Source organism: Exiguobacterium sp. S22-S28, from assembly GCF_043359615.1.
GTDB lineage: Bacteria > Bacillota > Bacilli > Exiguobacteriales > Exiguobacteriaceae > Exiguobacterium_A.
This window is the reverse complement of the sequence record NZ_JBHFFC010000014.1, coordinates 71,082-86,898: the sequence shown is the minus strand read 5'-3', so window position 1 is coordinate 86,898 and position 15,817 is coordinate 71,082. Positions and strand designations below refer to the sequence as shown.

Genomic DNA, 15,817 nt, shown 5'->3' with positions numbered 1-15,817 from the left:
TTTTTTGAAATTATGATACTTTTAAGTGATTACAATAATTTCAAAAAAGCATCATCCTAGCGGAATGATGAGGAGGATATTTCATGATTAAATGGATTCGGAGGCGGATCGGACGGCAATTGCTAGCGGTCTTTTATACCGTACTCGTATTAGTTTCAGTCACTTCGTTTTTTGTCTATGACTATATGGAAAGCAGGATCGAGTTGTCGCGTAATAACTTGGAGGTCATCAGTGAGCAAAACCGACGGGCGGATACATTGTGGGATAATTGGCAGACTGTTCAATTTGGCCTCCGAGGATTCGTTATCTTTGGGAATCAAGACCGCTTTGATGAAGTCGAGGATTTACGAACTGAAATCAAGAGTGAGACCGATTGGTTTTCCCGTAAAGCCAAGACGGATGAAGAAGAAGAATTTGCTGCACAAATGACGAACTTGTATGACCTGTATTATGGGGCGCTGTTTCCGGTTACACAATCATATGTCAACGGGAAAAAAGACAATACAATCAATGAAGATTTTCTACAAGGGGACAGCTTATTCTCATTACCAGTTGCGAAACGACTGGTGGAACAGGGACAGTTAAAACCTTCAGCAGACGGATCGATTGACATCACACCGGACATTGAACGGGCATCCGTGGCACTTGAAGACTATCGCGATAATTTACAAGTACAACAGGAAAATGCTGTTATGAATCTGCGCAATGAAGTCGCGAAAACACAGTGGATTTGGATTTCGAGCATCTTAGTGTTGGTCGGGTTTATTTTATTGTTTGTGCATCCGTTTATCCGACGCATGACCAAACAACTGTTACGTCTGATTGATGACAATCAAAAGTTATCACGGAACGAATCGATTGAAATGGATTTAGATGAACAACGTACCGATGAAATTGGAATGCTCCGTTCATCTTTTAACCAAATGGCGGTGACAACCGGTTCCTATACAGAAGCGATGCAAGGAAAAAATGAGGAGTTGCAAGCACAAAGTGAAGAATTGCTTGCGCAACAAGAAGAACTGCAAGCACAGCAAGAAGAACTCGAAGAAGCATATCAAACCACGAAAAAAAATGAAGAAAAGCTGAAAATGCGAAGCGAGTTGACAGAAGCGCTTGCAGTCCGTGAAACGGTCGAATCGTACCCGGCTATCGTGCGGAAGATGCTTGAAATCACTTCTTCGGAGTACGGTGCCTTGTTGTTATACGAAGGTGGTGCTTATATCGGCGCTACGACGAATGGGATGAAGATGCAACAGATCGAAGCGTTATTAGCAGATGAAACATCTGTTCTCAACCGGATGATGCTTACGAATCAAGTGATTCAGTCGGAGAAGCGGGTAGCCCGCACAAATGATTCACCGTATAGCTTCAGTACCCACGAAGTGGCATTACCGATTTACGATCCGTCAACGAATCAGTTGATGGCTGCGATCTATATGGTCCGTTACAAATCCACGTACAAGTCACAACAACTGGCAGATATGCGTGAGTTTTCGCAACAGATGACGTTGTCCCTGCTTCGGACACGTTCTTATGAAGAGATGAAGCAAGAGAAACAAAAAACGGAGCAAGTCCTTGATTCAATTCGAGAGGCAATCATCTATCTGGAAGATGGAAATGACGAGTTGTATGTGAACCGACCCTTGTTTGAACTCGTACCGGAATTACAATCCGAGTTCACGGAGGACCGGACATTGTCGTCCGGCAGTTATGTCATCGAAGTCATGCGCAATATCGTGGATGACACCGACCGCTTTAATGACTATTTAGACTTGATCCGGTCCGGAGACGTTTCACCGGATAAAGTCCAATTTGATGTCAGAAATAATACCGCGCATCTCGAAGTATATGCAGAGCGGATTGATATTGAGGGAGGATGGAAAGGCGTCATCCTGGTCATCCGGGATATTACCCGGGAAACGGAAGCCGATCGTCTGAAGACCGAACTGGTTTCAACCGTGTCGCATGAATTACGCACACCGTTATCGTCGATTTATGGATTTACGGAATTGATGCTGAATCGTGAAGTCGATCAAATGAAGCAACGGAAATATTTATCGACGATTCATACGGAAACGGAACGGCTTGCGAATCTGGTGACGGATTTCTTGGATGTCCAGCGGATGCAATCTGGAGGTCAACTCTATCAGATGGCCCATCTCGATTTATGGACGGTCGTTCAACAAGTCGTTTCTTTGTACGATGTCTCGAATGGTCACCACGCTATTCAAATGCAGCAATTAGGAACAGATCGACCAACGATCATAGGGGATGAAGATCGAATCAAACAATTGCTGAACAATCTGGTGAATAACGCGATTAAGTATTCACCGGACGGGGGGGCAGTTGAAATCAGTATCGGCACCGATCAGGAGAATGCCACGATTCGGATCACCGACCACGGAATTGGTATTCCACATTATGCATTTGCACAATTATTTGATAAGTTTTATCGGGTCGATAATTCAGATACAAGACGGATTGGCGGAACAGGTCTTGGTCTGTCCATCTGTAAGGAGATTGTTAAAGAACACGACGGTGTGATTCATGTCGAGTCAGTGGAAGGACAAGGAAGTACATTTACGGTTCAGTTACCGTTACACGTTACTGAAAATATGTAATTCAAAAAGAGTACCATTTTGCCTAGGCAATGGTACTCTTTTGATCTAAATCAGTAAAAAAGTGAACTCAACCCGTCAATGAAAATGACAGGGTACACTCAAAAATATTTAAATATAATGAAAAGGGACTAAAAAAAGAACAAGATTTGCCGATAAACATATAGGACAAACGAACTAGGTAAAGAAAAGGGAAGGGCGTGACGGATGAATAAACGAATTTATGCCATCATTGGTGGATGGGTTCTGTCTCATACATTATGGTTAGGAATCATCGGCACGTCATCAGAACTTTCGAGAATCGGAAACAGTTTGTTTATGATTTTAGGCACTGTCGTCTCCACATTGATTTTAATGACGTCGATTCGCCGTCATCCGAATCGACCGTTCACCCAACGTCTTTTTTTACTGTTGTTGTTTGGAAATGTGTCGTTAGCAGTTGGAGAGACGGCACAATTGATTGTAGAGAGGCGTCATCTGGAACGTTCAGGACCGTTTGATGGAATCGATTTAGTATTCAGTCTGCAAATTGTTTTTTATTTGCTAGCGTTTTGTTATTTTTTACTTAATCGTCGTTCGCAAATCAATCTGCGGTTCTTTTTATTTGATGAATTGATTATCTTGATTGTAACCGGTGCTATTTCTTGGCACTATCTCGTCACACCTTATTTAAAACAAATGGAATTACTCAGTTTCAATACATTATTATTACTTCGTTATCCTCTCGGTGACTTATTGTTGCTTGGTGGAATGATTATCTTGTTTTTTGGTGTTATGAAACGCGGAAACAGTATTCCGTTGTTCATGATTTTGATCGGATTCCATCTGCAACTCATTGCAGATGTCTTGTATGTCGTGTTGTACCGTACTGATTTTCCAATCTCTGTGATGTGGCTAGATCCACTTTGGCTCGCGACGGTCCTGTTGATTGGTGGAGCCGCCATCTTGTTTGATGTCGATGAGCGTCCACTCATCGGGAAGGGCAACCGCCAAATTCTAGACGGGATTCGTCTCGTGACACCTTATATCTTTCTCTTGATTTTATTTGTGACGATGGCACAACAAGCCGTCAGCTGGAATGGGTTGACGATTGGCTTAATGATTGCGATCCCGTTATTGATCTCGAGACAGGTTCGAATTGTCATGGATAATCAACGTTTGCGTGAAAATCTGGAAGCTAAGGTCGAAGAGCGGACGGCCGCTCTCGAACAAGCACTCGAAGAGATGGAGCATATGGCTTACCATGATGCATTGACGAATTTACCGAACCGGTATTTGTTTGCCCGTTTATTTAAAGAAGAATTACGGCGCGCAGAAATTCACCAACGTTTTGTGGGTTTATATTTTATTGATATTGATCATTTTAAGCAGGTGAATGATACCTACGGACACCATATTGGAGATCAATTAATTATTGATATTTCCAGTCGTTTAGAAAAAAGGTTGCCGCATAATACAGTCATCTCACGACAAGGCGGCGATGAATTTGTTGTGTTGTTGTTTGATGTAAAAGAAGAGTCAGAAATTGAGGCATGCGGTCAACAGCTGATTGATTTGTTCGAACGGCCGTTCATTCTTCAGGAGACACCAGTCTTCATGACCGCGAGTATCGGTGGTGCGATTTATCCGACGCATGCCACATCCCGCACAGCATTGATTGAGCAAGCAGATGTCGCGATGTATGAAGCGAAACGCCGTGGAAAAAATCAGTTTCATGTGGAAGTCTGATCCATCAAAAGAGGAGCGCCGATTCAACTCGGTCCGCTCCTCTTGTTTTGTTGTTACCTTATTTTAGCTAAAAATTTTTCAAGTGACGTAGGATCGGTCACTTGCTCATTACAATGGTCACTGTCGATACAAATGTAGTTTCCGACAGCCCGGTAATGGTCAGCAGACTGATGTGTCCGGGCAGAGACCAAAGTGACATCGCTGTACTGATGACAGATCGTGCAGATACCTTTTTTAATCGTTGGAACATAATGACTTTCGACGCCGACCCATTCTCCTTGTAGCGGATAAACAAAAAACTTCTTTTTGTTTCCGGTATCATTCCAGCTTAAATAGGTCGTCTTAAGAAAATCGAAGGAATGAAGCGGTGGATTCCGTAACTTCTTTGTTTTTCGAAACAGTTGTTGAAGTTGTGACTCTGTAATGGACGGGAAAGACGCGACGAGCGGTTGGATCTTCTCAATATAACGGATTAAATCAGCTTCTGATTTTACATTTCGCACGAGCATCAGCAATGCTTCTTGCTCTGACGTCAGAACCGGGATTAAATCAAAAATCTTTTGAGCGGCACTGTAGATGACAGCATCCAGCACATCCGGATCATGGACCGTCGTCAGTTGTTGCGTCAACCAATCGACTTGGCCCCGGATGAAATTGTATTGAAAGGGTTTAATGAATGGTTCCATACGACATCGCTCCTTTGTAGTCCTATATTCACTGAATCTTTGTTATCAAAACGACATTTTCCTTGTTTCCGTCATTCGACAGGCGGGAAATAAATACCAGAGGAGGTGTCCAGTCATGCAACCGTTAACCGCACTTCGCTTGTTGAACCTGATCAGTTTTTTATTTGTCCTCTTGGCCCGTGTCGTCTGGTATGAAGCACCGGCGGGAGAACGTCTCGCCATCATGCCGGCACCGTTCATCGATGCAATTTTCGGCGTCGTGTATACGACCTTATTGATTTGGTGTATCCGACCGGTTCAGGCTTATCCGGCCGACCGGACATTGATTCTTGATATGAGCGGATGGTTCATGCTGACGATGATCGGCTATGGTGCGAGCAGCATCATCGGACCGCCGTGGGAACTTGTTTTGACGACGATTTCTTTTATTGCTTTATGCATCCTTTATATGAAAATTCAACATCATCCGAACCGTTCCCCCTGGATGCGTTCACCGTTCTCAGTGTTTCTTGCCTGGTCGAGTATTCAGATTTTAGTGCTGCCCTTTCGGATCTTACGTGATTTTCGATTTGACGATCTTTTTGGACTGACGACGTCGGAATGGGTCACGGTGATGTTGATCCTGTTTGCGCTTGGAGCCGTATTCTTTATTTTCGTTCATACCGATTGGGTGTTTGGGCTTGTCATGATTTGGTATTACATCGGTCTGTTCTTTAACGGACGATTGACCGACTTTCAACAGGGCATCGCCGTCTTCAGTGTCATCACGATCACGGTTGCGGTACTGATCGTATTTCGGAAACGGGAAAAGTTGTTTGCGGAAGAAAAACGGCCGGTTTCTTGAGAAAACGACAGTTGGGGATGTTGCTTTTGGTTTTTTGGGGTATATCCCTTATAGAAGTATAAAAGGGGGAAATGACCAATGGGGAAAAAACAGTTGATTGGTACGTATCAAAATGAGACGGATTTAATTCGCCAGATTGAAGACTTACACTTTGCAGGGTATTTAGAAGAGGATTTATACGTCGTCTTGCAGGATAAAACCGATATGGCGATGTTACGCGGGCAATCGGCCGCACAACTCGTTGCCGGGAAACGGACATTGTTCGAACGGTTTACGGGAAAACCAGTGACGGATGAGGAAACGCGTGCCGCCTTTGATTCGCTTGGTTTAGCGGACGGAGAAGTCGAGAAGCATGTAGCGAGTGTTAAAAGTGGTGCCTACGTCTTGCTTGCAGACGAAGAAGGGGCGAAACGTCCGGCACCTGAGCCAAAAAGTATTTTAGAGAGTGAACCGGAAGGCATTGAGGCGGAGCGGAAGCTTGATCATGAGAACCGGGCACTGGAGAATGAAAACGATCGGATGTTGTAAACGTGCCTGAGTGGAAAGGGTGAACAACGATGGAGAGTCACTATCATACAATTTTAGTCGCAGTCGATGGATCAAAAACGGCAGACTTAGCTTTCGAAAAAGCCGTCCAGTTCGCAAAACTTGATCAAGCAAAGCTCGTCATCGCACATGTCATTGATATCCAAACCTTTGCTAACGTTCGTGCCAACCAACGATTCATTGATCAAAACGTAACCGAGTATGCACAACAGCTTCTGGACAAGTATGAGAAACGGGCGACAGAAGCAGGAGTTGGTGAAGTTGAACTCGTCATCGAGAACGGTTCGCCGAAGACGTTGATTCCAAAAGTCATCGCTCCACGTGTCGGAGCGGGATTGATTGTCTGTGGGGCCGTCGGGATGAATGCGATGGAGCGGATCATGATCGGCAGTGTGTCTGAAAATATCTCCCGTTACGCCAAATGTGACATCTATATCGTTCGCCCGAAAACACTCAAATAAGTGCCAAAAAGCTGCTTCGAATATTTAATCGAGGCAGCTTTTTTGTTCATTCGTTCGACTTACGTCAATAAATAATAGAATACGCCTAGAATAATCAAGATGACGGGCAACAATACCAAGTACATCCAGGACATGTTTTTCGCCGTTGTACTGTTACTGTACGTTTCCTCATTTCGACTCTGTCCGACCATCACTGTAAAAATAAGTCCAAGTACACAAATCACCAGTGCAATCCAAAATAATGCCGTCATGCGTCAGTCCCCCTTATGTAGAATGTATGCTCTTTCATCATAACGAAAATTGGAATTGTCTGTCAGGATATTTTGTGACAGTTTGGAGTTGACGCTATCTGGTTTAGGGGCTAAACTACTGATATGAGTTTAGGGGGTAAACTAATCATGAAAGAAAATCTTCGAGAAGCCGTTCAGTTATTTGAAGAAGTGATGATTCACGGGACAGAACGTGTCTTAAAATCCGTGGATTCACCGGTTTGGCGTCTCTACTCACCAGAACAACTGCATTTGCTGAAGCTGGTCGATAAATATGGACCGATTGCTTCCGGAAGGATTGCCGTCATACAAGGTGTTCACAAAAGTGCGATTTCGAATCGTCTGAAAAAGCTAAATGAACATGGTTTGGTCGAAGTCGAACGTTCAGAAGATGATCACCGAACAAAACGAATCATTTTGACGGAAGCGGGAAAAGAAGTCGTCGAAGCTTCGGATCAAGCGATTTATAGTTATTTGGAACAATTGATTGATGGAAAGGTCGACGATGACGAAATCAAACAATTCATCGAGACATTCCGGAAAGTCAAAGCGATTTTGAAGATTGAAGATTAATTCAGAAAAATAGACACAGAAGAGGTGGAACGGGAATGCGACAAATCGTCAAATGGCGTTGGCCGATCGTAATCGTCTTGTTGCTTGCGACAGTCGGATTATTTTTAGCGGCACCAAATTTATCAAAACAAGCAGAAGACGCAGGGGCTATTCAACTCGCAAGCGATAATGATTCACAGCGGGCGGCTGAAATCTTAAAGGCAGCCGGTGCAAGTGAGGAAACCATTTCACTGGTCATTCCGTTAAAAGAAGCGGTCACGAAAGAAGACCGGACGGAAATTGGTCAAATCGTGAAAGATCTCGAACAACTGGATGAGCCAGTGACGGGTGTCTTGAACCCGTTCGAAAGTAAGGAAACGGAAGGTCAGTTGATTTCAGAAGATAAAAAAACCGTCCTCGTACCGATTACGGTCGACGGTTCACAAGAAGAAATCACAGCACTCGCTGAAGACATCCGTAGTGACCTGTTACCGGACGACCGGACGATTTACCTGACGGGTGAGTCGCTCATCAATGCGGACGTCAACGCGAGTTCGCAGGAAGGCTTAAAACGAACGGAATTAATCACCGTCGGACTGATTTTTGGTCTGTTGTTGATTGTCTTCCGCTCGATCGTCACACCGTTCGTTCCATTATTTGCTGTTGGAGTGACGTACTTGATGAGCCAATCATTCGTCGCCTTTTTCGTCGATTGGTTTGGGTTCCCGGTTTCGAACTTTACCCAAATCTTCCTTGTGGCGATTCTCTTCGGGATCGGGACGGATTATTGTATCCTGCTCCTCAGCCGCTACAAAGAAGAGTTGACTGCCGGTCATGACGTCGAGACGGCCATCGTCAACACGTATAAAACGGCAGGTCGGACACTGCTGATCAGTGGACTCGCCGTTCTCGTCGGTTTCTCGGCAATCGGTTTTGCCGATTTCCCGATCTTTAAATCTTCCGTCGCCGTTGCGGTCGGAATCGCCGTCTTGTTACTTGTTCTCTTTACGCTTGTCCCGTTCTTCATGGCGACATTAAAAGAGAAGTTGTTCTGGCCATCGAAAAATGCGGCAAGTCATAAAGACAGCCGCCTGTGGGCCCGGTACGGTGGATTATCCATTCGTCGTCCGTTGCTTGCGATGGCGATTGTTGCCATCGTCACGATTCCGACTTTGTTTACGTACGATGATGATCTGTCCTTCAATACGGTCGATGAGATCGGTGCGAAGTATGAGACGGTCAAAGGCTTAAATGCGATTTCAGACGGCTTTGGTGCCGGCGAATCGTTACCTGTCAATGTCATCTTAAAGGATGATCAGAATATCGTGACGGAAGAAACTGTTCCGTATGCAGAGCAATTGAGCCGTGAACTCGTCAAACTGGACGGAGTCAAAGCCGTTCGTTCGATTTCACGTCCAACTGGTGACGTCATCGAAGACTTGTATGTCGACAAGCAACTGAAACAAGTCGCCGATGGTCTGACCGATGCCAAAGATGGACTCGGCGAAGTCGGGCAGGGTCTGCAGACAGTTGAAGGCAACTTGCAAGCCATCAGCGGTCAGATTCCAGCCGGCGATCAAGCAGCAGCCGGTGCGGCACAGTTGCAACAAGCAGCAACCGGTCTCGGTCAAATCAATCAACAGCTGACACTTGTCGGTCAAGGCTTACAATCAGCTGAAAATATTCCACAAACCGTCGGAACATTGACAGCGTTATCCGGTCAATTGACACAAATTCAAACCGGTATCGCGCAAGCGGCGACCGGTATTGAAACGCAGGGTGCACAAGCCGGTCAACTCGGGAGCGGTTTAACACAACTTGCTGATGGTGTAGGTTCTGCTAACGAAGGACTCGGCAAGATTGAAGACGGATTAACAGAAGCTGCCGATTTCCTCAAGGAGATGGGGGAATCCGAAACGATTCGTGGCACGGGGATGTTCATTCCGAAAGATACCTTGTCGGGCAAAGACTTTGAACCGGTCATCGAACGGTATACGATTGATGATCAAACCGGTCTGAAATTCGAAGTCATCTTAAACGATGATCCGTATTCACCGGAAGCAATTGAAACGGTCGCGGCCATCAAAAAAACGACAGCCAGCACGTTAAAAGATACGCCGCTCGAACAAGCACAAGTAGCGTATGGCGGTATCTCAAGCATCAACAGTGATTTAAACGATACGTCAAAAGCTGACTTTACACGGACTGTCATCATCATGATCGTCAGCTTGTTCATCATTCTTGCGATCATGTTCCGTTCGTTGATCATGCCGCTGTTTATGATCGGTTCCTTGTTATTGACGTACTATACGTCGGTCTCGATTGCGGAACTGATTTTCGTCAACGGTCTTGGTTATGACGGCATCAGCTGGGCGGTACCGTTCTTCGGCTTCGTCATGCTCGTTGCCTTAGGAATCGATTATTCGATCTTCCTGCTCGATCGATTCCGGGAAGAAACGATTAATGGATTGGATACAAAAGAAGCGATGTATCTCTCAATGAAAAAGATGGGCTCCGTCATCATTACGGCAGCAATCATCCTTGCCGGAACGTTTGGTGCGATGATGCCTTCCGGCGTCCTCAGTCTGGTTCAGATTGCGACAATCGTCATCACGGGTCTTCTCTTGTACGGATTGATCGTCTTGCCGCTCCTGATTCCGGCGATTACAGTATCGTTTGGACCAGGTGTCTGGTGGCCATTCCGTCAAAAGCAAAATAAGAAGTAAGTCGATTCGACTGATCCATCCGGACATCATCCGGATGGATTTTTTCGTTATACTACACACAGGAGGCGATCAAGATGCAACAGTTTAAACAATTAACCGATCGTATTTGGTATCAGACGCCGGTCAGTGAAACGGATCGACCAATCGTCGCCGTCATTACCGGTGACGAACGAAATCTCGTGATTGATGCCGGTAACTCGAACCGTCATGCGGCATTGTTCGTCGACGAGATGGAACAACAGGGGCTCGGAAAACCGGACTTGGTAGCATTGACACATTGGCACTGGGATCATGTTTTCGGTATGAAGCAGATGGCTGTACCGACGATTGCGACTAACCGGACTGTCGATGAGATGCGGAAGATGATGGATTATGACTGGTCGGACGAGGCGCTTGCGGAGCGGATCCGACAGGGAATTGAAATTCCGTTTTGTGCCGATGCGATCAAACTCGAATTTGGGATGAGGCGGGACATTGAGCTGATCTTGCCGACGATTCGGTTTGCCGGACAACTCGAAGTGGATCTCGGTGGTGTCCAGTGTCTCTTGCGCCAGGTCGAAAATGATCATTCACCGGGCAGCGCGCTTGTCTTTGTACCGCAAGACCGTGTTCTGTTTTTAGGGGACGCCATGTACGCCGACATCTTTTCTGCCAAGTGGAACTATACGGTGGAGCAGACGACCCGGTTACTGGATGTTATCGCTGAGTACGACGCTGACTATTACGTCTGGTCGCACGGCGAAGCGATGCCGAAAGACGAGTTTGAGCAAGAGGTACACGCCTTACGCCAAATCATCGAAGTGACAAAACAAGCAGAAGGACATGTATCGGAGATGCGCCGGCTGTATCGTGATTTCGTCGGACGGGGCTTGACGACAGATGAGGAAGAAACACTGGTATTTTTTGCAAATGGTGCGAAAAAATAATTAAAACAGCAGGTGCTGAACAGAACATTCGAGAATTCCTTATGTAATAAGATGGAAAAAATGAATTTTAGCAAAGGAGTTCTCGTAATGGATCGTAAGCCTGAAGATCGGAATGAAACGTCCAATCGTGTGTTTTTTGGAACAGCTAACATTTTCACGGTCCTTGTAGTGATTGGCTTTACCTTATATCTGCTGTATCAATTTTTTGTGAAATGACCGATCATCCTGGAGCCCAGGGTGATTTTTTTGTTTTAGGGGAGTGCAACTGAACCAGATATTGGGTAATTCAATACAAAGGACAAAATGAACTTTACGAAAAGGAGGCACTTCCTCATGAAACGCATCCAGATTGCCGACTTTGACCGTCGTATGCCGCCGCTTGAATTACGTGAAATGGACGATTATTATGAAACGATGTTTGTTCCCGACTATGATGAGGTGTATCAGTCAAACGAAATCCGAACGATTCAACTGGCCGATATTTATGTTAATTTAGCGATGACCAAAAATGAGGTCAGGTTGGTCTCAGCTTTGTTTTTAAAACCGGTCGAGGTAGCAGATATCATATCGTGGATGCAACTGTATACGATTAGTTTTGCGATCTCTGACGCATCCGGTTACTACGTGGAACAGGCAGATGAAATTTTAGAAATTGTATTGTACCAAGGGAATCCGATCGTCATTGCAACCAGAGGAACAGACCGATTGTACTATGACACCGAAGGAGCAATCGAAATGCGGCGGGAATCAAGTGAAGTGATGGGCAAAAAGCCATTGTTGTATTTGAACGGTGAAGCATGGTTTGGCGTACCGCGCCTTGAATTTAATCCGAATCAAGATGAACTGCATGTCAACGGAACGTTTTTATTTGCCGACTATATGGACGTCTATCAGGGAAGGGTCGGTTTTTTCCGTAATATTGACCCCCGATTACCGATTGTGCTGTTGGTCGGAGAAGCCGTCATCGAAATGGAACTGACCGAAAATGCAGACGGAAGTCGCGTCTTGGTCATTGAACAGCCGTATGATGAAACGTGATTTCAATTGAAAATGCGCGATCAAAAAAGGCAGCCTAGCAATTTTTGTGAAGGCAACTGACAGTTTCGAAGAATCTCCGTCCGAAGAATGAAATCCCTTACAAAATATGCGAGAATAAGAAAAGAGACAGCATGGAAGGGATGCGGGGAGAACATGGTCAAAGAGATGCCACGAAATTCGAAATGGATGCGATCCTACAACCGTGCGCTCGTATTACGTTTGATTCGGATGCATCAGCCGATTTCACGCGTGGAATTGGCACAACAGACAAAATTGACGAAACCAACCGTTTCGAATATCGTCGGAGAACTGATTGCGGATCAGTTGGTGACGGAACGTGAGTTAGGCGTCTCGAACGGTGGACGAAAACCGATTTTATTGGAACTGGTGGCAACGGAACAGTATGTCATCGGAATTGATGCGACGAGTCACCGTTTTATCGGTGTCATCGCTGATTTGAGTGGGAATACGATTCATGAAGTGGAAGCAGTTGGTCAATTTGATACAAATGACGACATGATTGAAGCCGTCATTCGTTTATGTGATGAATTGATTCAGGCGACGAATCAGGTCGGAACGATTCACGGGATCGGAATTTCCGTTCACGGGATGGTGAATCCGGAAACTGGCGTCATCCTGTTTGCACCACGTTTTCACCTGCATGACGTCGCCTTAAAAAAGCATTTGGAAGAACGGTTTGCGTATCCGGTCTTCATCGAAAATGACGTTCGGGCACTCGCTTCGTTTGAATTGTTGTTCGGAGAAGGCGTCGGGGTCGATCAGTTTTTCTACCTGTACGCGGGCGAAGGAATCGGGGGCGCTTATGTCCTCGACGGGAAATTGATTGACGGTGAAAATCATATCACCGGGGAAGTCGGTCATATGCGCCTCGATTTAGACGGTCCGATTTGTTCGTGCGGCAACCGGGGATGCCTCGAAGCATTAGCCGGTGAAAAAGCATTGTTACGGGATTTTGAAGCGATTGATCCACAAGTCAAGACGTTGACCGAACTCCGGAAACGCCTGACAGAGGAAGACACTTATGCGAAAGCGGCGTATCACCGGGCAGGGGAATACATCGGCATCGGTGTCCTGAACACGATTCACTTGTTGAATCCGAAGCGGATTTTGCTTGGCGGTCCGATGTTTGAATTGGCTCCATCGATTGTCAATCAAATTAAGGAACGTGTTGCGCATACGGCGTTGACGACGGCTTCACGTGAAACCGATGTCAAAATGGTTCCGTGGAGTGAAAAACAAGGAGCGCTCAGTGCTGCTGCCTTGGCTACCAACAGTATCTTTCAAACGATTTAAAAAAGTCTTGTTCGTTTTGGGTCGAGGACCGGAATCGGACAAGCTTTTTTTGCTGTTTGCTCAAAACATAAAAATTTTTATGAAACCGTTTACAAAATAAAATCATCTGTGCTATAGTTTTCTTAAAGTTAGATAATAAATTTAATTTACTAAGTTTTCATCAATCAGTGGAGGTGGATGCAGACCGGCAGGGACCGGTTAGGCTGAACCAAAAGAAGGAGGCGTCGCGCAGATGGAAACAGAAGATTTATGGGTTTCCTACCGTGAAGCTTTCGGGCGTTACGGAGCAATCCGTGGCTTTTATGTTGACCGTTTAACAGAACAAATGACGGAACAGAGACCGGGAGATGAGCGAACTGCGAATCAAGACGGCGTTCTTGTTCGTCCACGACAGGATGGGGTCTTTCAATTTCGGATGTCGTCTGTACAAGGGGTGCTGACGATTCGATCTTCGGAACTTCATATTCGAAAAAATGAGAGCGGATACATTGAATTACGAGCGTTGATGCAACAAATGCGTACAGCCGGCTGTTTGACACTCGGCGGTGAGTTTTACTTATTCGTCGCCAGTGAAGTCGATACGCTAGAGTATCGTCTCCGGCTAATCGCACGGGTTCTGATTCAACTCCAACGGATGCCGATCGGAACCGATGTCATTGAACATTGGTGTCAACGGGCAAGGGACGAAGGACAACAGCTTAAAAAACATGCTTGACCACTCACACATACAAAGGGGATCACTCACATGAAATTCAAAAAATCAAAAGTTCTCGCAGCCGCTTCAGTTTTAACATTATCGGCACTTCTCGCGGCTTGTGGTGGAGAAGACGAAAAACAAGCGACAACAAAGGATGGAAAAACAATCATTTCGTGGTGGGGCTGGGCACCTCAGCCGGAAGCTGGTAAAGAAGTTGTCGATGCGTTCAACAAATCGCAGGACAAATACGTCGTTGAATTCAAGCGTTACAGCGAAGACTATGAAAAGCAACTTCAAGTCGCGATGTTGTCAGGTAAGGGACCAGACATCATCGGCTTAAAAGAACCGATGATTCAACAATACAAAGACCGTGTCGTACCGGTTGATTCTTACATGGATAAAGCAGCCGGCAAAGGCTGGAAAGATAAATTCGTTGAACTCGGCATCGATCAGACGACAATTGACGGCAAACAATATGCAGTTCCAATCGGATTTACCGGTCAAGCGTACTTGATGTACAACAAGACGATGCTTGATAAATACGGCGTGACACCACCGAAGAACTACAAAGAAACGGTCGACGCCGTCAAAAAAATCAAAGCGTCCGGCGATAAAGTCATTCCGTTGATGCTCGGTGCAAAAGATGCCTGGATCGACATCGATGTTTACAACGTCTTAAGCCACCAAGTCGCACCGGGTTACATTCAAAAAGTATTGTCGGGCGAAGCGAAATGGACAGACGATGAGATGGTCAAAACAGCGCAAGTCTGGCAGGACCTCTTCAAAGATAAAGTCTTCCAAGAAGGAGCACTCGGTCTTGCAACATACAATGACGGGATGAACCAATTCTTCGACAAAAAAGCAGCGATGTGGGTCATCGGTTCATGGGAAGCCCACTCCATGACGACAGCTGAGAAAAAAGACAAATGGAAAATCAAAGATGAGCTTGGTTTCACACCACTTCCAAACCTTGCGGGTGGAACAGAGCAACCAATCATCGCATCAATCGATATGGCACTTGCGGTCAACAAAGAATCAAAACAACAAGAAGGTGCAGCTGAGTTTGTTGCCTTCATGAGTCAAGGTGAAGGACAAGAAGTTTACATGGGCGAGTTCGAAATGGCACCGGGCATCAAAGATGTCAAAATCGATTCCGATGCAGCCTTCACATCGGAAGGTGAAAAAGAATCGTACAAAATGTTGAATGAGACACTTTCGAAAGCTGTAGCAAGCCGTGGAATCCGTGATACGAAACTCAACGATATCCTCGGTAAGGAACTTCAAAACATCGCGACGGGTCAAAATCCAAAAGAAGCACTTCAACGTGTTCAGGATGCAGCCGACCAATCGAAGAAATAAGAACGAGACAGTGAAGTGGTGCGCCTTGCGTGCCACTTCCTGATTTTTAAGAT

At 45.6% G+C, this 15,817-nt stretch carries 15 protein-coding genes; 13 read left to right on the top strand and 2 right to left on the bottom strand.

Translation table 11 applies throughout. The features are described 5' to 3' along the window. Window positions 1-83: 83 nt before the first annotated feature. A complete protein-coding gene (locus ACHA8N_RS03690; RefSeq protein ID WP_393964753.1) occupies window positions 84-2,621 on the top strand; it encodes a HAMP domain-containing sensor histidine kinase in 2,538 nt (845 codons plus the stop codon). 204 nt (window positions 2,622-2,825) lie between these two features. After that, a complete protein-coding gene (locus ACHA8N_RS03685; protein WP_393964752.1) occupies window positions 2,826-4,346 on the top strand; it encodes a diguanylate cyclase domain-containing protein in 1,521 nt (506 codons plus the stop codon). Between the two features lie 53 nt (window positions 4,347-4,399). Here the strand turns inward: ACHA8N_RS03685 and ACHA8N_RS03680 are convergent, their stop codons facing one another. Continuing rightward, entirely contained in the window at window positions 4,400-5,032 is a 633-nt protein-coding gene (locus ACHA8N_RS03680; RefSeq protein WP_393964751.1) for a FusB/FusC family EF-G-binding protein, read from the bottom strand. A 115-nt stretch (window positions 5,033-5,147) separates the two neighbouring features. Between ACHA8N_RS03680 and ACHA8N_RS03675 the strand changes: the two genes are divergently transcribed. The 3 genes from ACHA8N_RS03675 to ACHA8N_RS03665 all read left to right on the top strand — a co-directional run bounded on the left by ACHA8N_RS03675 (window position 5,148) and on the right by ACHA8N_RS03665 (window position 6,883). Further along, window positions 5,148-5,876: a hypothetical protein gene (locus ACHA8N_RS03675; RefSeq protein WP_393964750.1), complete on the top strand. Its 729-nt coding sequence runs from the start codon at window positions 5,148-5,150 to the stop codon at window positions 5,874-5,876. Between the two features lie 78 nt (window positions 5,877-5,954). Beyond that, window positions 5,955-6,404, top strand: coding sequence for a general stress protein (locus ACHA8N_RS03670; protein ID WP_147511696.1), 450 nt, complete (start codon window positions 5,955-5,957; stop codon window positions 6,402-6,404). Between the two features lie 29 nt (window positions 6,405-6,433). Beyond that, window positions 6,434-6,883, top strand: coding sequence for a universal stress protein (locus ACHA8N_RS03665; protein ID WP_026834053.1), 450 nt, complete (start codon window positions 6,434-6,436; stop codon window positions 6,881-6,883). Window positions 6,884-6,942: 59 nt separating this feature from the next. Here the strand turns inward: ACHA8N_RS03665 and ACHA8N_RS03660 are convergent, their stop codons facing one another. Further along, the gene (locus ACHA8N_RS03660) at window positions 6,943-7,134 is read right to left on the bottom strand and encodes a hypothetical protein (protein WP_147511697.1); all 192 of its coding nucleotides are present in this window, start codon (window positions 7,132-7,134) and stop codon (window positions 6,943-6,945) included. Between the two features lie 147 nt (window positions 7,135-7,281). On the opposite strand from ACHA8N_RS03660, the gene ACHA8N_RS03655 reads away from it, so the two are divergent. From ACHA8N_RS03655 to ACHA8N_RS03620, 8 genes are all read left to right on the top strand, one after another. Beyond that, window positions 7,282-7,725 carry a MarR family winged helix-turn-helix transcriptional regulator gene (locus ACHA8N_RS03655; RefSeq protein ID WP_026829386.1) on the top strand — a complete coding sequence of 148 codons (444 nt, stop codon included), beginning with the start codon at window positions 7,282-7,284 and terminating at the stop codon, window positions 7,723-7,725. A 35-nt stretch (window positions 7,726-7,760) separates the two neighbouring features. Then, on the top strand, window positions 7,761-10,430 hold the full coding sequence (locus tag ACHA8N_RS03650) for an MMPL family transporter (protein ID WP_393964749.1): 2,670 nt from the start codon (window positions 7,761-7,763) through the stop codon (window positions 10,428-10,430). Between the two features lie 74 nt (window positions 10,431-10,504). Further along, the gene (locus ACHA8N_RS03645) at window positions 10,505-11,356 is read left to right on the top strand and encodes an MBL fold metallo-hydrolase (protein WP_393964748.1); all 852 of its coding nucleotides are present in this window, start codon (window positions 10,505-10,507) and stop codon (window positions 11,354-11,356) included. A gap of 87 nt (window positions 11,357-11,443) precedes the next feature. Next, window positions 11,444-11,572, top strand: a complete 129-nt coding sequence (locus ACHA8N_RS03640) for a hypothetical protein (RefSeq protein ID WP_393964747.1) — start codon at window positions 11,444-11,446, stop codon at window positions 11,570-11,572. Window positions 11,573-11,689: 117 nt separating this feature from the next. Beyond that, window positions 11,690-12,394, top strand: coding sequence for a hypothetical protein (locus tag ACHA8N_RS03635; RefSeq protein WP_393964746.1), 705 nt, complete (start codon window positions 11,690-11,692; stop codon window positions 12,392-12,394). 165 nt (window positions 12,395-12,559) lie between these two features. Then, window positions 12,560-13,708, top strand: a complete 1,149-nt coding sequence (locus ACHA8N_RS03630) for an ROK family transcriptional regulator (protein ID WP_393964745.1) — start codon at window positions 12,560-12,562, stop codon at window positions 13,706-13,708. A gap of 232 nt (window positions 13,709-13,940) precedes the next feature. Further along, entirely contained in the window at window positions 13,941-14,423 is a 483-nt protein-coding gene (locus ACHA8N_RS03625; protein WP_147511702.1) for a hypothetical protein, read from the top strand. Between the two features lie 30 nt (window positions 14,424-14,453). Next, window positions 14,454-15,764, top strand: coding sequence for an ABC transporter substrate-binding protein (locus ACHA8N_RS03620; protein ID WP_147511703.1), 1,311 nt, complete (start codon window positions 14,454-14,456; stop codon window positions 15,762-15,764). Window positions 15,765-15,817 lie beyond the last annotated feature (53 nt).